Annotated in this window: 12 protein-coding genes; 5 read left to right on the top strand and 7 right to left on the bottom strand. The window is 50.8% G+C overall.

The window, feature by feature from the left end; genetic code table 11:
• Positions 1–42: 42 nt before the first annotated feature.
• From IFJ82_RS10670 to IFJ82_RS10680, 3 genes are all read right to left on the bottom strand, one after another.
• On the bottom strand, positions 43–1,986 hold the full coding sequence (locus tag IFJ82_RS10670; protein WP_062809266.1) for a CocE/NonD family hydrolase: 1,944 nt from the start codon (positions 1,984–1,986) through the stop codon (positions 43–45).
• A gap of 209 nt (positions 1,987–2,195) precedes the next feature.
• Positions 2,196–2,948: an ABC transporter ATP-binding protein gene (locus IFJ82_RS10675; protein WP_003619271.1), complete on the bottom strand. Its 753-nt coding sequence runs from the start codon at positions 2,946–2,948 to the stop codon at positions 2,196–2,198.
• The gene (locus IFJ82_RS10680) at positions 2,941–3,795 is read right to left on the bottom strand and encodes an ABC transporter permease (protein ID WP_225578634.1); all 855 of its coding nucleotides are present in this window, start codon (positions 3,793–3,795) and stop codon (positions 2,941–2,943) included. The genes IFJ82_RS10675 and IFJ82_RS10680 overlap by 8 nt, the downstream gene beginning before the upstream one ends.
• Before the next feature lie 273 nt (positions 3,796–4,068).
• Here IFJ82_RS10680 and IFJ82_RS10685 point away from each other — a divergent pair, with 273 nt between their 5' ends.
• The 3 genes from IFJ82_RS10685 (at position 4,069) to IFJ82_RS10695 (ending at position 9,836) form a co-directional block, all read left to right on the top strand.
• Entirely contained in the window at positions 4,069–6,534 is a 2,466-nt protein-coding gene (locus tag IFJ82_RS10685; protein WP_225578635.1) for a TonB-dependent receptor, read from the top strand.
• 13 nt (positions 6,535–6,547) lie between these two features.
• On the top strand, positions 6,548–7,507 hold the full coding sequence (locus IFJ82_RS10690) for an aliphatic sulfonate ABC transporter substrate-binding protein (protein WP_192264511.1): 960 nt from the start codon (positions 6,548–6,550) through the stop codon (positions 7,505–7,507).
• A 262-nt stretch (positions 7,508–7,769) separates the two neighbouring features.
• Entirely contained in the window at positions 7,770–9,836 is a 2,067-nt protein-coding gene (locus IFJ82_RS10695) for a phosphocholine-specific phospholipase C (RefSeq protein ID WP_192264512.1), read from the top strand.
• A gap of 121 nt (positions 9,837–9,957) precedes the next feature.
• Here the strand turns inward: IFJ82_RS10695 and IFJ82_RS10700 are convergent, their stop codons facing one another.
• Positions 9,958–11,160 carry a YdcF family protein gene (locus IFJ82_RS10700; RefSeq protein ID WP_192264513.1) on the bottom strand — a complete coding sequence of 401 codons (1,203 nt, stop codon included), beginning with the start codon at positions 11,158–11,160 and terminating at the stop codon, positions 9,958–9,960.
• 416 nt (positions 11,161–11,576) lie between these two features.
• Between IFJ82_RS10700 and IFJ82_RS10705 the strand changes: the two genes are divergently transcribed.
• Together IFJ82_RS10705 and IFJ82_RS10710 are read left to right on the top strand one after the other, a co-directional pair.
• Positions 11,577–14,000, top strand: a complete 2,424-nt coding sequence (locus tag IFJ82_RS10705) for a TonB-dependent receptor (protein WP_225578636.1) — start codon at positions 11,577–11,579, stop codon at positions 13,998–14,000.
• A gap of 979 nt (positions 14,001–14,979) precedes the next feature.
• Positions 14,980–15,918 (top strand): ketopantoate reductase family protein, encoded by a 939-nt coding sequence (locus IFJ82_RS10710; protein ID WP_075595194.1) that lies wholly within the window; start codon positions 14,980–14,982, stop codon positions 15,916–15,918.
• Positions 15,919–16,004: 86 nt separating this feature from the next.
• Here the strand turns inward: IFJ82_RS10710 and IFJ82_RS10715 are convergent, their stop codons facing one another.
• The 3 genes from IFJ82_RS10715 to IFJ82_RS10725 form a co-directional block, all read right to left on the bottom strand.
• On the bottom strand, positions 16,005–17,672 hold the full coding sequence (locus IFJ82_RS10715; RefSeq protein WP_225578637.1) for a carbohydrate porin: 1,668 nt from the start codon (positions 17,670–17,672) through the stop codon (positions 16,005–16,007).
• Positions 17,673–18,059: 387 nt separating this feature from the next.
• A complete protein-coding gene (locus IFJ82_RS10720; protein WP_192264515.1) occupies positions 18,060–18,584 on the bottom strand; it encodes a VOC family protein in 525 nt (174 codons plus the stop codon).
• Positions 18,585–18,614: 30 nt separating this feature from the next.
• A complete protein-coding gene (locus IFJ82_RS10725; protein WP_003619250.1) occupies positions 18,615–19,289 on the bottom strand; it encodes a GntR family transcriptional regulator in 675 nt (224 codons plus the stop codon).
• Between the last annotated feature and the right edge of the window lie 30 nt (positions 19,290–19,319).

The raw sequence follows: 19,319 nt of genomic DNA on the forward strand, positions 1-19,319 counted from the left end.
TCATCCAAGGGGTTTCATCACCCGATATCAGGACCGGCGGGCTTAATCCCCTGCAGGAAGCACAGGTAGCGTGATATGTGACGGGCTGGCGGGGGTTGCGAAAACCTTTTGCGTGGCAGGGCGGAAATCCGCTTCCTTTGCCTGATAGATACTCTCCATCCATGTCTGCGGATTACGGTCGATCAGCGGGAACCAGGTGGATTGCACCTGCACCATCACGCGATGCCCCTTGAGGAATACATGATCGTGGTCACGCAACGGCACCTCCCAATCCTCTACCTTGCCTGGGACAAGCGGTGCAGGATGCGAGAAATCATGCAGGTAACGCCCGCGCCGGACCTCCATGGCGATGGGCAGTTCATATCCATCAAGGGAATCCGCCCATGTCGCAGCATCAGGATGCGCGACGAAAGCCTTCTGGTCTTTTTCGGGGAAGACATCAATAAGTTTCACCACGAAATCCGAATCCCGACCTGACGTGGACGCGAACAGGTGTGCCTCCAGCGGGCCTGCAACGCGCAGATCCTCTTCAAGCGGCGCACTGGTGAAGGTCAGCACGTCAGGGCGATGATCGACAAAGCGCTGGTCATTGGTTTCCCAGGTCCGCCATTCCGGCGTGGGATAGGTGGGCGAAATCGGACGCGTACGATAGGGAACGGGATTGGCCGGGTCCGACACATATTGCCTGAATGCGACCTCGCCAGACTTTGGCGCGGTAAAGGACAACGTGCCGTCGGAATGGAAATACAGTTCCTTCAGCGTTGCACCCGCAGGCGGCCATGTCGCGTACTGGCGCCACTCGTTCGAGCCGGTTTCGAACATCTTGGCCTTCCAGTTCGGCTTTTCCCCTTTTTCATGCAGGTAATAGCGAAAGAAGGGGGCTTCTATCTGTCCGCGGAATTCCTCCGCCGTCCTGTGCCCGCCCATGGGCAGCAGGCCGATATTTTCCCCATCCGTCCGCTGCCAGCCACCATGATACCATGGACCACCGACAATGAAATTCGTGTTGTCCGGGTCATGCTGTTCTGCCCCACGGAATATTTTCCACGGCCCCCACGGGTCCTCCTGATCCCAGAAACCCGCGACATTCAGGTTTGGAACAGTGGAGGCATGAACCTTGTTAACCCACGCTTCCTCTTTCCAGAACGCATCATAATCTGGATGCGCCATGACGCTGTTCCAGTAATCAAGTTTGCCATGCAGGTATTTCGCATTGATATTCGTTAGCGGACCAAGCGAAAGATACCAGTCATAGACATCATGTTTACTGAAATCAAAGTTTGTGTTCGCAGTCCGGCTCGCCTCCTCCAATACGGTATATTCAAATGTATAGGCTTCCCTGAGCGCACCATAATGATGATCATCATCATTCATCCACTGATCCGCGGGCGACGCCTGCTCACTGATCGCCTTAAGCGCGGGATGCGGGTTCAAAAGCGTCAGGCCGGCCGTCAGACCAGCATAGGAAACCCCATAGATCCCGACACGGCCATTATTCTGCGGGACATTTTTCACCAACCAGTCAATGGTATCCCAGGCGTCATTGACCTCATTGGCCTGCTTGGGATCGTTCTTGTCATAGCGCGAGGTCTTGAGGAACTCCCCTTCGGACTTGAACCGCCCCCTGAGATTTTGATAAACCATGATGTAGCCGTCCTTCTGGAAGGCCTGCCAGCTTGGCAATTCCCTGGAGACGGGCTTGATGGATTCCCGATCGACGATCCCCTGATCCGGCACACCATATGGTGTACGGGTAATCAGGATCGGCAAGGGACCGTTCTGGTGGGCGGGGGTGACGATCACGGTCTGCAGATGCGCGCCATCGCGCATGGCAATCATCACTTCTTTCACGACATAGCCACTTTTGGTCGTGGCCTCCCCCACGGCATCCGCATGGGCACTGCCGGGTGGCAATAGCGCAGGAAGCACGAGGGCGGAAAGCAGAAGCAGCGTTCTGAAGGCCGGGGGACGGTATCCTGGGGTCATCGGGATCTCGGTTACATGGGTTTCGATACGATTGTGTCACAAAAAAATCCCCTGCACAAACCGTTTGAACACCCACGATATTTTCACGCTACATCACACGGGATATGGAAAATATTTTGGTGAATCCGTATCCAGAAATCTCCACAAGTCAGGTCATATTTTCAAAAATACTTTCCCCACCAGATTTCATTGCCCCGATCAATGACCTGCTAATCCACAAAAACCCCCAAGGCATTGAGCAGCGTCGTGCGCAATGCCTCAAAATCAGGGTCGGCATGGTGGCGTGGACGGGGTATGTCGATGCACACATCCATATGGATATGCCCCTCCTGCAACACCAATACCCGATCCGCCAGCAAAAGCGCCTCGTCCACATCATGCGTTACCAGCAGGATCGAACAGGCATGCCGCGCCCATAGCCGCAATACCAGATGCTGCATCTGCAGGCGTGTCAGTGCATCCAGCGCGCCAAAGGGTTCATCGAGCATGATGAAATCCGGATCACGCACCAGCGCACGCGACAGGGCGACCCGCTGCGCCTCCCCCCCCGACAGCGTCAGGGGCCATGCATCCGTTCGATGCGACAACCCGACCTCCCCCAGCAGGCGTTCTGCACGAGTACGATCGGCCTTTCCTTCCGGCAGGGTAGCCAGCGCGACGTTCTGCCATACGCGCATCCATGGCAACAGGCGGCTTTCCTGGAACACAACCGCCTTGTTTGATGGGACATGCACCTCCCCACGCGTGGGCTGCCCCAACCCGGCGAGCATGCGTAACAGTGTAGATTTTCCCGAACCACTCCTGCCAAGCAGGGCGACGAACTCCCCCGCCCTGATCGTCAGGTCAAGGTTGTCCAGCACGGGTCGCCCTGCACCGAAGCGATGCATGAGCGCACGCACCTGCACCTCACCACGCTGCTGCACAATATGCGGGGTTTGTTGGGACTGCACCATGTCACGCATTCCTTTCGCTGGCGGGTCGCCATGACAGAAGACGTGTTTCCAAAAACCGTACGACCTGATCGGACACCAATCCCAGCACGCCATAAATCACGAGGCCGACAAGGATGATGTCAGTGCGCAAGAAGTCCTGCGCATCCATCATCATATGGCCGATCCCACTTTCCGCATTGACCTGTTCCGCCACCACAAGCATCAGCCATGAAATCCCGACGGCAAAACGCAGGCCGATCAGGAAATCAGGCATGGCACCCGGGATCACAACGAACCGGATGGTTGCCCATCGCGACAGACCCAGGATCGACGCCATTTCCATCAGCTTTGGGTCCACGGCGCGTATTCCCTTATGCAGGTTGAGATAGACGGGAAACATTGCCCCCAATGCGACCAGCAGGATCTTGGGCCATTCCCCAATCCCGAACCAAAGGATAAACAGTGGCACCAATGCCAGCGCGGGCAACGTACGGACCACCTGCAGCGGGGCGTCCACAATGTTTTCCCCCACACGCGACAGGCCCGCCACAAGCGCCAGGACCACCCCCACCACCACAGCCAGCCCCAGCCCTGCCGATGCCCGCAGGAGCGATATTTCCAGATTGGCGGGCAAAGTCCCATCAACGACCAATCCCCACCCCGTCTGCAGGATCTGAAGGGGTGATGAAAGGATGCGCGGCGGGATGATGCCCCCCCAGGACGCGGCCTGCCATGCACAAAGCACGATCACGGATGATACATAACGCTGCCACCCATGGCGCCACAGCCCCCCGCGCGCGCGATCCGCGGCGGGCTCTTGCACGCGGTCTGTCCCGTCATGTCGGCATTGCGCGCTGATTCCCGTTAATTCCTTCATGCGCCTGATTAATCCTCCTGACCCGTAAGCACCTGTGGCCCCTCACGCGCCTTGCTCCTGTCGCGCTTTCACGCCCCTGAGCATGCAAATCCATCATATAACTAATGTCAATGCATATTTACGAAACTATTGCTAATTTTTCACGATCATTGGATGTTGTTTTACCTTCAACCGATTCGGTAGTGTTGTTTTATGGCTTTCACAAACAGGCAGCATCCAACATCCCGGCACATGACGAACCGTGCGGCCCTTAACGCCCCGGAACGCCTTGTCATGACCTCGACCCTTTTTGCCTGTTGCCTGTTCAGCGCTGCCGACGCCCATGCAGCCGACCTGACCGGCACACCACACGCAACCCACCACGCCCAAGGCAGACCAGGCGCCGCCAGAGACACCACAGCAAATGCCAAAAGCAGCGGCATGGAAACCATACATGTGCGTGCTGCGGCCTCGACATCCCGACGTCAGGCGCTTGCACACCAAAATGACCCGGTTTCCGTCACAACCGTGACGGAAAAAGACCTGCAGTCACACCAGATCACCAATCTTCAACAGGCGCAGAAACTGATGCCGTCCGTTACCCTTCAGGTCACGAACCCACGTAATACGGCAATCAATATACGTGGGCTTGGGAATTTCAGTTCCACGGCGCAGGACGGGCTGGAAAACGGGACGGCGGTTTATATCGACGGAGTTTACCAGACACGACCGGGATCTGCCCTTTACGATATCAGTGACCTGAGTGGGTTCGAAGTGCTCAAGGGGCCACAGGCGACACGTGGTGGCGTCGATAACGATGGCGGGATGATCAATATCGACACAGCCGCCCCGTCATTCAAGCGACAGTATAGCATCACCGGGGATTACGGCAGCTATAACACGGGGAATATACGGCTCCGCGCAACAGGGGCGATCGGAAACAGTGACAAGGTTGCCTACAGTATCTCAGGTTTTTCCAATAATCGTGATGGGTATATAAAAAATGTGACGACTGGTCGCATGTATCAGGATTACCATGATATCGGCGTCAAGGGACAGATACTCGCGAACCCGACAGACAGACTGAATCTGCGCCTGATCGCCGATTATACCCACATGCGCGGCAGTTGCTGCGTGTCCGTTCCCTCCACCATGCTGTCGCATTACGCCAACGGCGCGGCGATTGCCGGGACCTATGCACAACGCGCGGCCTATGCGGGGGCGACGGCAATCCCGGCGCACAGCTTTCGTGACATGCTGATCAGCGGGCCAGGCAGCCAGGCCTATGACCAGGAATCCTCTGGCGTGTCGCTTAACCTCAATTATCGGCTTGCGCACGGCTGGAAGCTGGAAAACATCGCGGCGTGGCGAACCTGGTACTGGTATCCCCACAATGCCTATACCGGTGGCACGGGTATCATTCCGGGCATATGGGCCCAGACCGCCGGAAACAATCAGGTGTATGAACAGCATGCCACCGAAGAGCTGCGTATATCTTCACCAGAAAACCGACCATGGCAGGTCAGCGGCGGGGTATTTTACATGTACGAAGCCGTACCTGATTCAATCTATGACGCCATCACGCCACAAGGGGCGAAATATTATGGTTATGGATACAGCCCGGCCGTCTATAACGCCGCCCTGAACGGATATGGATATAGCGCATCAGACGATCCGGTCACGAATTCCCTTGCTGGATATGTAAGGGCGAAATACCAGATCAACCGCCAACTGACGATCGAAGGTGGCTTCCGATATTCTTTCGTAACCAAATCAGGAGGATATGAGTCCAGCACAAGTTCAGGCGCGTCATTTGCAGGTCTGTCGGCAACGGATGCCCGTACGGCCGCGACATTGCGCAATTCCATGTTTGGATCGGCCATGTCTTATCGTGCGTTTCACCGTGAAACGGAACCCAGCGGTAGCCTCAGTCTGGTTTACCGGCCCAGTGAGGCACACCTGCTGTATGCGACATACAGCCGTGGCGTCAGAAACGGGGGAATCAATGTGGCCAACCTGAATGTTTCACAAGGGGCGAATCCCGATGTGAAGCCTGAACTGAATGACATGTTTGAATTTGGGGTCAAGAACGCCTTTTTCAACAAAAGACTGCTGGTGAACGCATCGGCATTTTGGAATAACGTCCATAACTATATCACCAGCGCCAGCTATTATACGCCTACAGGCACGATCATTTCCTATCTTACCAACGCAAAGCACGTGGTTTCACGGGGATTCGAACTTGATGCGCGCGGAACGATTGCACCGGGGCTGGAAGGACGCCTCTCCGCTGCCTACACCGATGCCTTCTATGCATCGTTTAGAAATGCGACACAGCCGCTGGAGTCCTCAAATATCAAAACCATGCGCGATCTTTCTGGAAACCAGATTCCCCTTAATTCCAAATGGAACCTATCCGCCGGATTGGAATATACGATCCCGTTTCAATCGTTCCTGCCCACATCGTCACACTGGGGATCGGATCTCCTGCTCTATATCGGTGGAGACTATACCTATCGCAGCAGTTATTACGCAGACCCATCTGAATCTGCCTATACCCGGATCGCGCCGTATGGCCTGTTTGACGCCCATATCGGTGCACGCCCACGTTCCGGGAAATGGGATGTCAGTTTCTGGGGACATAACATGCTGGACAAACGCTATTTCATTACAATGACCCCACAGGCGCACGGGGGAATGTTTTACGGGCAACTGGGTGATCCCGCCATGTTTGGCGGCGAATTTACCTATCACCTTTGAAGGGAACGTTTTTATGGAAAACAGGATGATGCTGGACCGACGCAGCTTAATGACATTCACGCTGTCTGCCCTTACCAGCATGTCGATGGGAAAGAAAGCATTTGCTGCGCCCCAGACAATCAGGATCGGATACCAGAAATATGGTACGCTTATCCTGCTCAAGGAAAAAGGATTTCTGGAGACGGCACTTGCCAATACAGGCATTGCGGTTGAATGGTCACAATTTCCTGCTGGGCCACCATTGCTGCAAGCCATGGCCGCAGGTGCAATAGATATAGGACAGACTGGCGATCTGCCCCCCGTATTTGCACAGGCGAACATACCGGATTCAATTGTATATTTCGGACATGAACCCAAATGCGGATCGAGTGAGGCAATCATCGTCCATGACGACAGCCCAATCCGCAGCATTGAAGACCTGAAAGGCAAGAAAGTCGCCGTAACAAGGGGATCGGACGCCAACTGGCTGCTATTGTCATCCCTTTTGCAAAAAGGCCTGTCATTCCATGACATTCACCTTTCCTACCTGTTGCCTGCGGCGGCAAGACCGGCGTTTGAGGCCGGAACCATTGACGCATGGGCCATATGGGACCCCTACCTTTCCGCCGTAGGTCAGAAGGTCCGCCCCCTTGCCACGGGCGCAGACATCAAAGGGGCGATGGCATTCTATCTTGCCAGCCTTCCATTTTACAAAAACAATCCCAACCTTTTGTCCATCGTCAGAAATGCCATCATTGAATGCGACAACTGGGCACAGACACATAAGGAAGATGTCACGCATATCCTTGCCAGCAGTACTGGTCTGTCACCGGACATTGTGGGGAATTCCGTTGAAAAACTGACCTTCAGCTTCAACACCATGGATGACGACGCGATTGCGCAGCAAGAGGCCATCGCAGCGGCGTTCTACAAGGAAAAGCTGATTACCACCCAGCCTGATATCAGAAAAAGTATTGCCCAACTGGACAGGTAACATCCAGATACAGGTTTCATAGACCCAAGACATGAAACCCATTCAGGGAATATCCATCCAATAAATATCTTTACAAGAAACACACATATTCCGGGGCCAGAAATTCATCAGTAAAAGAAGCCCCGGGATTTGATTGAACCATTCCGAAGGGGTTTTGGACGCCGCCCGCTGTCATAAAATCTTCATTCAAACCGTACACTTCCTGAACATAAATTACCCTAAGATAACATCTTCCTTCCTGATGTTACCTTAGGAGCATGCCATGCAACGGTCGGATCGCCGTTCCTTTTTAAAATTTCTTGGAGCAGGCGCGACTGTCACCGCACTTCAGGAGAGCATTCGGCTGGCACTTGCCCTACCTGCCAATACCCGCACACGCTCCATCAAGGATGTGGAACACGTTATCATCCTCATGCAGGAAAACCGCTCCTTTGATCATTATTATGGGACTTTGTCGGGCGTGCGTGGCTTTGGTGATCCACGGGCGATGCGATTACCCAACGGACAACCCGTCTGGAAACAGCCATATGGCAAAGATGTCCTGCTGCCTTTTCGCCCTGCCAGCGACAATCTGGGCCTGAGCTTCATCGGGGATACCCCCCATGACTGGAACAGTACACATCGCGCCTGGAACCAGGGGCGATGGGACGAGTGGGTTGCACACAAGACGCCGTCAACCATGATACACTTCAACCGCACCGACATTCCGTTCCATTATGCCATGGCAGATGCATTCACCATCTGTGACAGCTATCATTGCTCGGTCATGGGACCGACATACCCCAACCGCAATTATATGTTCACCGGATGGACAGGCAATGATGGCAAGGGATATGGACCGCAACTTGACACGAATGACATGGTCTGTGACTGGCACACCTTACCAGAACGGCTGGAGCATGCGGGTCTGTCATGGAAAATCTATCAGGATGTTGGCAGCGGCCTGACAGCAGCAAACAACTGGGGCGATGACCCAAACCATTATATCGGGAACTCTGCCAACAATACGCTACTGCGCTTTGTCAATTACCAGAATGCAACGATGCAAAGTCCACTGGCGCGCAAAGCACGAACCGGTACGAACATCGCCGTTTCCGGCACGCTGTTTGATGACCTACAGAAAGATGTGACCAATGGTACACTGCCGCAAGTTTCATGGTTGATGTGCCCCAATGCATATGATGAACATCCAAATTGGCCTGCAAATTACGGGGCCTGGTTCATCTCGCGGATCATCGAGACATTGACATCCAATCCGGATATATGGGGCCGCACAGCGCTGTTCATTACATATGATGAAAATGATGGTTTTTTTGACCATGTCATGCCCCCCACCCCACCGGCGCATCCAATGCAGGGACAATCCAACATTTCACCAGAACATGAGATTTTTCCAGGTAACGCCACGCATGATGCAGGCCCATATGGCCTTGGGCCACGCGTTCCCATGCTGGTCATTTCCCCATGGAGTAAAGGAGGCTGGGTCAACTCAGAAGTGTTTGATCATACCTCCCTCATCCGTTTCATTGAACGTCGGTTCAGGGACGAACATCCAACGCTTATGGAAACTCAAATCACCCCATGGCGGCGCGCCATCTGCGGCGACCTGACATCAGCATTTGATTTTACGAATCCCAATACGATCCTGCCGGCTTTTCCCTCCACCAAATCCTACGCACCACAGGACCAGAAAACACATCCCAATTCCAACATCACCCTTCCACGGCACCAGGCCATGCCGATCCAGGAACCCGGCATCCGTCGTGCCCGGCCCCTTCCCTATGATTTGCATGTGACGGCAGGGATTGACAATTCGGATAAGGAAATAAGTCTTGTTTTTATCAATACCGGAAAAGCCGCAGCAGTTTTTCATGTCCGTGACATTACCGACAATACCCAGCCCCGATCCTATAGTGTCCAGCCGGGAAGCACCCTTGCAGACAGGTGGACAACAAAGCACGGTCATTATGACATCGATATCCATGGCCCTAATGGCTTCTTTCGTAGCTTTTCGGGATACATGCATCATGATTATGGAAAGACATCGATTTCAACAGAAAATGACCCCAAGCGTGGCATCTGCATTCTTACATTCCATTCCCCATTCACTCATCTGAAGATAGAAAATGGTTATACAGGCCATGTGACGGATTATGCCCCCACCCCCGCCCCTGTTCGTATCGAGGTTGATACACGGCACACATCCGGGTGGTATGACCTGATCTTACGCAACAATCATCATCACCATATTCGATGGCATATTGCTGGGCATATTGAAACAGGAAGCAACAGCACAACAGACCCGGCAATTGGACGCTATAGCAAATAAAATTTCACCCTTGTCGAGATATTCCTAAGTATCCGCCCAAGAGCATGCAAAAATATATTTAAATTTTCATCAAAAAACTTGTATTCCTTGTGTTTGTAATATCCTGCCCCCCGCTTGATCTTTATGGATCAAGCGGGTCCATCGGGTCCGTAACATTGCAATGCACATCAGGATGAAACGGGATGGCAAACAGGGATATACGTGCATCAAGCACGCCTGGCGCGCATCCTAACTCCCTCAGGTTACGATGTGCAAAAGTCTGACTTGCAATATATGCGCTCTGATCCTGATCCGTTACAATCAAGGCAGGCTGTTGTCGTGGTGCGTTCATCGTGGCAAGAAGCCTTGATGCGTTACGCAGGTTGGTTGTCGTATGCCTTGCATAGGGCTCTATAATAATATTGCGTTCCGCAATACCAAAGCGGGAAATCAACTCACGACGCATTTCTTGCGCCTCAACATAATGGGTTTGTGCGGGATGAACTGCTCCACCTGAAACCAGGATAAACGGCGCCTGCTTCTTACGGAAAGCATCCACCGCCAACATCAGTCGCAACTTTCCCATTGCCGACAAAGATACGCCCTGCGCCTCCGGCCCCGCCCCAGGCACAATGATTGCTGTATAAGGATAGTGACGCCAGTCAAGATTCTGCGCGAGATGAAGGGCTGGCGCATTCCACGTCTGCCATAACATCGGGAAATGTATGGCATCATCACGATCATTCATATCAAGCAGGATCGCTGCATACCGCAGAGGGGCAGAAAAAATATCCATGTCCTGTTGTGGCCAGTTCTGAAGCTCCTGCAATTGCAGACCTGAAATCAACTGATTAAAGTCTTTTGACGTTGTATCCTGTGTCATCGCGTCAATATGTGGATAATGAGGCGGGCTACCTTCGCCATACACTGACAGGATGTAGTTAATTGCATCTGCATCATGTTCCCATTGAGATATGCCATAACCACGGGATACCGGCAAATGAGAGGATATCTGTCCAAGAACCTCCCCAATGATGCGCCGTTCATCGGGGGTGATTTTCCATGCCTCCACAACACAATGAGGGGCAGGAATACATTTGGTTATATCTGAAAACCTGGCACGGCGGTCTTGTAATATTTTCTGTATATTCTGATCAGAAAAGAAAATTTTTCTCCAACCAGCATCAGCTATCATGGCAGAAAGTTGCGGAAATATCCGACGCTGCAGGCTTTCTGTGACATGGTCATGTATTTGCGGAAGTTCTTGTGCCACCGCTGGCAACGAGAAGCTGAGAGAGCCTACGCATACAAGCACCAGAGACGTCTTATATAAGATTTTCTTCAAATTCCATTCCCCGTGTCAATATCCATCAGCATTATCAACACTGACTTTTACATCCTCAAAAATTACAAGACATCATAAACGATACTTGATCCAGAAAAAATAAAGAAAATCAAAAATATTAATAAATCGTTTTTACACGATAGAAACAAAAATATCATAAAATAATAACATGTCTCCTCTCATAGATTTTGTAGCATCTTCTTCTCCCCAAAAGGGCGCATATGCGAGGCTGCTTGATATGTTCTGATACGCAATGACCAGAAACCTGTCGATACCGAACAGGATCACAAACTGCCTCTCATTCAGGATGTGTGCTGTCTTTCCATGCAATCTGCCCTGATTTTTACATGCAAAAATCTATGGTTTGTAAACCATATCTTCCTGTCCAACATCTTTATCAATCCAAGGTTTATTCTATGACGATTCTGACCATCGGAAGAGATAGTACCCGACATGGCCGATTGCGTCGCCATCTTCTCTCTTCATGCATCATGATGAGCTGTGGCATTCTGATGACCACGGGGCATGCCCTTGCGGCAAGATCAGACCAGCAACCATCCCCTCGCAAAGCCAAAGAGGTGGTATCAGGCTCCTCAGCCTCACATAGACCCACCACAAGCCAGAACAAGCAGCCTCCGCAGAATGAAGAACTGAGCGTCACCGCGCAGCACCATAATTCTGGTGGTGGCCTTCTTGTACGGCAGACGGCCCCAGTGTCAGTCAGTGAGGTTTCGCGCGCCTATATTTCAAAACAGGTACCAACCGTTTCACCAACTCAGTTGATCGCCAGCCTTCCGGGTGTTCAGGCCGGCAATGAAGGGCCATTGAATACCGAAACGGAAACCATGCATATCCGCGGCCTTGACCAGACCCAGATCGGTTTTCTGTTTGAAGGTGTTCCAGTTTCGGATGCTTTCAGCTATGCCCCTTGGGCATCATCGATGGTTGATAACGAAAATATCGCTTCGGTAAAGGTAACACAGGGATCTGTTGATCTGTCTGCACCGCTTTACAATGCCGATGGCGCAATTGTTTCCATGCAGGAAATCCGCCCATCAGATAAATTTGGTGGCAGCGTTGACTTCGCTGGCGGCACTCATAGTCTGCAAAAGAAGTTCATTCGTCTTAATTCAGGCGAAATCGGCCATAGCGATGTAAGGGCCTTTGCTTCTTTTTCACATTCCGCTGGCAACCTATGGCGTGGAATGGGTAATATCGAGCGTTATCATATTGATGCGAATCTTGAAAAACGTTGGTCAAAAAATAGTTCTTCTGATATTGTATTTGGATATACAACATCGCACCAGAATATTTATCGTAATCCATCTCTTGCACAGTGGAACCAGTACGGAACCAGCTTCAATTACGACGGGAAATATAAGGCAGGGGATTCAAACTATTACGCCATCAACGAACGTTTTACGAATGTCGTTTTTGGTGCGATACATAATGATTTTGCCCTTGGGAACGGCCTGACATTACATGTCGAACCTTATACAACGTTTCAGAGCGGCCCGAATAATTACGGTTCCACAATTCCCATTTCTGGTGGTTATATCGGCACACAGCAATATGATCACCTTGATGGTTATGCAGCTCAATCAGGCACCGTCACTGTTGAGAGTGTCCATCCCTGGCGTCAGAATACCAGTGGCTTTACGACAAACCTCAACTGGAAGACAAAGCATAATTCACTGTCTGTATTTTATTGGTATTCCTATGGGGGGCATACCGAATATCAGGACCAGTATCCTCTGTCGGCCACGGGATCGTGGAATTATGGCGAAAAATACCTGACGGCCAATGGGATGCGTGTTACCGGATATCAGGAAAATACACGTCAGCAGGTCAATGCCATAGGTATTGATGACAAGGTTATCCTGCTCGGGGGCAGGCTTGTCCTTGATGCTGGTTTCAAAGCCTCCATGGCTTCAGTGACTTCAACAGAAAATCTGCCCGGTGCTTCACCTTACAAGGCTGGGAAAAATTATTTTGAACCTACACCACAATTCCTGGCCAGTTATAATATTACCAAATCTGATCAGGTTTATATGAATGCGACGACATCTTATCGACTTCCTGCCGGATGGAGTCCTTACGTACAGCAGTTCTCCATGACATCCCCTAAACCCTCCAGCCAGCCTACTTCCAACTTGAATGCTGAATATTTTATTGGGGAGGAAGTCGGGTTCCGACATAATGGTCCTGTCAATTTCTCTGCGGCATGGTTTCACTACAACCTGACGAACCACCAGATTTCAAGTTCATCCTACCTTCCGGGAACAAGCGTACTGATCAGTACGCCCATTTCTGCTGGCGGCGAGGAAGCATGGGGCTTCCAGGGAGAAATTGGTACCCGCCCATGGCATCATATCAGTGCCTATGCTTCAGGGCAGTATCTAAATACAACCATCGGGAATAACGTGAATGCAGGCACTGACTATCTGCCGACCAAAGGAAAAGAAGAACCGGGCTCTCCTAAATGGAGTGGTGCGATTGGCCTGACATATGATGATGGCACCTATTTCAGTAATTTTAACCTGCGCTATCAGGGGAAGCAGTATTCAACCCTGATGAATGACCAGAAAATTCCCGGATATTTTACCGCGGACCTGAATATAGGCAGGACACTTCCGTCATTCCACACACATGTTCGCCCCAGAATTATGCTTAACTTGGTGAATATGGGAGGGGTTAACTACCTCTCCTCCATCAACGGTTTTGGCATGGCTGCCGTGACCCAGAAAGGTCTTCAGGGCAACACGGTTCATGCATCGACACCGACTTATGTCGTTGGTTCTGCCTTTACGGCCATGGTCTCATTAAGTGCTGATTTCTGATTAACAGTTCCGGCATTCCAAAACCAACCCTGAATAATGGAATGCCGGAATGTATTATAGAGTCTGTCAGGAAATATCTTTATAAACTGTATCAGATTTATGAATGCCTGATGGACAAAGATGAAACCGCTATTTCCTGACAGAAAGTTGCTTTTTAGGCAGCACTTGTAGATTGCAATGTTCACAATCTGTCAGCATGTTTCAAACACGACTTGATGTATGTTCTTGGAACAGGTTGCCAGTGACGTGCAATCCCGAAAGATCTGCCGTCGTGCAGCACAGTGAACTACTACTTTCGCTGCTGGCAACATGAGGGCACACTCGATCGTCTGCACCATGCGTTCTACGTCCTGTGTTGAGAACAGACGACCCATTATGGCTGCCCGACAGCAGCAAAAACATCAAGGGGAAGAAACGTCATCTCCTCGTCGATACACAGGGCTTGTTAATGGCAACCTTGTTTGGGCTGCATCCATTCCTTCTGAAACTTCTATATCAGCACTGGCTATCAGAGATCGAAATTTCGGCAAGGACTGAACCAGGTTTGCTGCGCTGTAAACGTCGAAATCGTGCACAATGCGATGCGGAAATTTTATCCGAACGCTGGATTGTGAAACGCATGTTCTCCTGTCCAAGCCGCGATCGGCACCTGAGCAAGGATTGAGAGGGCCTCAATCAGAATGCGCCCCCTTTCCGCCAATGTGTATCAGTCCTGATGATGCTCGGGTAGCTTTGCAATCCATGCAGATTATGGATCTGTTGCTGTCAGGTGTACATACAAATAAGCTAATTGATAATACCATCGATATGATGATCTGTCCTCACCCGAGCATCATATTGAATCACAAATCAAGTGGCCTGAACTGCCTACGCATTCAGCCAGATGTAAACCTTCGTGTGATAGGTTAATATCTGACTGAATGCGTTCACTGAATTCCTTTGCCTGGGTCAGGCCTCAACAAAGACAGGAAATCGCCCGATGACTAGCAGAATCCTTATTGTCGGCGCAGGCGCTGTGGGGGGATATTTTGGTGCCCGCATGGCCGCAGCCGGACATGATGTGACATTCCTTGTGCGCCCAAAACGGCGGTCCCAATTACTGGCAGACGGCCTTTGCCTGCGCAGCACCATCGGAGATATTACACTCACGCCCAAAACCACCAGCACCCAAGATATCACAAATCCGTATGACATTGTGCTGCTCAGCGTAAAAGCCTATTCCCTTGCGTCTGCCATGGATGATTTTTCTGCTGCTGTCGGTACAGCCACCCATATCATACCGCTGCTCAATGGCATGCGACATCTTGATATCCTGACAGCACGTTTCGGCCAACATGCCGTCATGGGCGGAACATGCTTTATTGTCAGCAAACTGAATAAGCAAGGACATATCGAACAAAGCGGCTCCATGCCGCGGCTATCTTTTGGGGAAATATCCGGTCGGGAAACAGTCAAAGCACAACAAATCGAAAAAATTCTTTCCAGCCCTGGTTTTGAAACAATATGTTCGACGCATATCTTGCAAGATATGTGGAATAAGTGGGTACTTCTTGCATCTCTTGGAAGTATTTGTTGCTTGATGCGCGGAACAGTTGGGGAAATATCAAGCCAAAAATACGGAACAAATTTTATACACGCCGTCATTGACGAATGTGTTGCCATTGCCACAGCAACAGGATATTGCCCTGATGGACAAACCATAGACGGCATTATAAAGCTACTGAGTAAGAAAGACTCCTCCCTGACATCATCAATGTTTCGTGATCTTTGCCGGGGTGGACCGATAGAAGCCCAGCAGATTATTGGTGATCTTGTGATACGGGCACGCAAGCATGATCTTTCAACTCCCCTCCTTGACCTCACAAACATAAATCTGGGTGTTTATGAGCAACAGCACAATCAAATACCCCTTACATAAACCATTTTTGGAAAATACCTTTTATTAAGGATAAATACAAAAAAGCCGTAGCAAGTCATGCCACGGCTTCCTGTAGTCTTGAAAAATCAGAACGCAACGTTGACAGCGGTGCTCAACACAACAGCATCTCTGAAGGTTGTTGTGCCACCAACATGATTTATATACTGAAAATCCGGCTTGATCGACAGGCCATCCATTATATGAAAACCGTAATATGCTTCATAAATGCTCTCATGCCCCTGAATACCATATGGAACACCGAAATTTGCCCCTGGCAGTGACAGCCCATGCCCAGCAGCAGCTTCTTGTGACAGGATTGCGGAACGGCTGAAACTGGCCCATAAGAACGCAATACCCACACTATCCAACGGACGTTTCCATGCCGCGCCGGTATCCATCAGGGCCGCCACAAAGGCATGATTAATCTGCGACGTCTGACCGGATGCATAGGCATAATATCCACCCAGTATCAGACCATTCAGTTCTCCTGGCCCATGGCGAACCAACATCTGGTCTGCAATCACCCACAATGATGTCTGGCCGCTCTCTCTGCGTGCGGGCTGACCGGTCAACACCCATGGATTGCCATTGATATCTTCATACAGATGACTGTAACGGGAATTATCATACATCACGCCAACCTTGTAATGCCCTACAAGATGGTCGCGACCGAACGCAGGAATCCAGCCGATTTCAACCTGTGTCGAAAGTTTTCCCAACCCATCCTGCGCCCAGGACCATCCAGAAATACCACCATTATAGGGATGTGGCGACACGGCGAACAATCCGCCCATGACATATACCTGTTTTGTCGGCATCACACGCAGGACCGTCCCAATATTCCCCGATGGCCAGCCACGACCACCCGTCAAGAATTTTGTAGGTGCCTCCCCACCACATAACCACACGTTCATATAGTTACAGACCCATGGAGAATTCTGGAAGAAAACGCCGGTTGGTATCCAACCCATGGACCAATCAATCCTGTGATCCAGCCAGGATTTTTCAAAATAAGCCCAGACCATATGTGCAATTACGTTACCACGGCTTCCATATATCTGCTGCACCTGGTTGCTATTGTCACCAAACAGGCGACTCAGATTCCGACCATGCCCATTTACAACAAGCAGATGCAGCCATAGATCCTTTGACCATGATCCGGCATTCAGCAATTTTTCCCAGTCCACGTCGAGTGTAGAACCGACCTGTCCAGCCACACTGTAATCACGCTTTTTACCACCAGCCACATTTCCGGCAAGATCCTCATAAACATCAAATGCAAAATATAGCCCCCGTTTCTGAAGCCAAGGCTGCACCCCGCCCCAATCACCCAGCAAATGGGTAGTACCGAATGGCGGACCAAAAGAAGGTGGGCCATATGGTGCCTGTAAAAATCCCGGTATCGCAAGATAAAACGGCGTTGTGGGCTGCGTTTCGGCATATGGCGTAGGGTTTGATACCTCCTCTGGACCTGTCGCCTTGGTTTTTTTTCCTAGTATTTTCTGAATCCAGCGTGGCAGTTTAACATCCTGCGTATCTTGATCTGCCGCTTTTGTTTGCTGTTGCTGAACCGGCAGAATTACCGAATCCTGATCTGTTGCAGCCAGTGCCACAGATTGAAGCAGGAGACAGCAGCCAAAACAGGCGGCGATCCCCAATGGAAGCTTCACGGCATTCCGACTTCGTGAAGTCCATGTTGCTGAGCGGATATGATTTAAAACATAAAGAAGAAATGATTCATGAAGGACGCGCATGCCCTGAACCTCATCCGATGAAGATCATGAACCAGAATCAACCAGCGCTGATAATATCAATACGAATTATTGATCCATGGATACCCATGACAACATCACCATTACCCAGGAACTATTACCTTATGTTCCTTAAGCTAACATCCATGGACATGTTGATTTTATGCATCAGCCTGAGTTCGCTTGGTTCATGAATTATTTTTATTTTTTGGAACACGGACTTAAGGAATATTTTCCCAAAACGTACAGAAAAATATATTACTTACATAGTGCAAAAATACTTCATTCTGCCATTTATAACCCATCCACACATTGCAAGAATTTCGTTGCCCGTCATAACGAACACTGCTCTGTATGGGTTGCGGTCATTCAAATGAATATTACTGTCATTCAGGCTGACGCAGGCTGCCACAACATAGTGGTTGCTGTGCGTTCATACAGCTTGCCTTCTGGAAAACTTACCAATTCCAATTGCATCCCCCATGGGGTCAGGAAATATACCCATGTCTGACCAGCACTTGGCCCCGTATTGCGGTATGTGGGCTTGCCCAGTAGACGGACACCATGCAACTTCAGATGTGTAAGTGCTGCGTCAAAATCATCTACATAAAAGGCCAGATGATGCCCACCGACATCACTGTTCAGGGGCGGGATACAATGCTGGGCTGGTGTTTCATACTGGAATACCTCAAAGTTTGGACCATTTCTGCACCGGAAAAACCTTAATTCCCGCATAACCGCATCTGCAGGAACGTTCAGATGCGTGGTCATCCAATCATCAGGCGACTGAAACGGTCCCAGAGAATAGACATATTCACATCTGATGACATTGACGAAAAAACGCGTGGCTTCTTCAATATCCGGCACGGTGAAACCAATATGTTCCACACCGCGCAATCCCGGCAATCCGACCATGACCGCATTCCCTTCGTATGGTAAATGGTGTTACCTCTCCCCTGTCGCGACAACCTTGTTTTTTTCAAACTCAAGGCGTGTCCGACGGATATGCACCTGAAGCAGGCATTCCGCATTGTAACTGTCACGTCGCCGGATTGCATCCATCAGCAACCTGTGTTCAGAATCGACGATCGTGCGCAGGCTGAATCCCACCTCGTTCATATATGTCCGACGATACTGCTGCGTCGTGTTCCAGTATCGCAGGATCATCGCATTCAGTTCAGGAAGTGATGAATGCTCATAGCTTCGTAGATGGAACTCCCGATCCAGGGGAATGAACGCATCAACAGTTTCCGCCTGCTCCATACGATCGACAAGTTCCTCAAGCACGTCCATGGTTGCAGATGGCATGCGTTGCGTACTTTCGCTCAGGGCCAGTGGCTCTATACGTTCGCGTATCTTATAGATCTCCAGACATTGTGCCTGGTTCATATGGGCAACCCATGCCCCCCTGTTCGCCTGAAGGACAAGCAATCCTTCGCTTTGCAGGGCTTTGAGGGCTTCCCTCACGGGAATGCGACTGGCACCGAAATGGGTCGAATAATCTTCCTGCCGGATACGTGTTCCCGGAACAAGCACACCCGACAGGATGTCATGTCGCAATGCATCTGCAATCCGGCGGGCGGTCGGGGCCAATGGCTGCGAAGCGGCATTCTCTGTCATACGTTACCCAGCATGGAAAATTATCCCTGT

It is taken from the genome of Novacetimonas hansenii (assembly GCF_014843995.1).
In the GTDB taxonomy this organism is placed as follows: domain Bacteria; phylum Pseudomonadota; class Alphaproteobacteria; order Acetobacterales; family Acetobacteraceae; genus Novacetimonas; species Novacetimonas hansenii.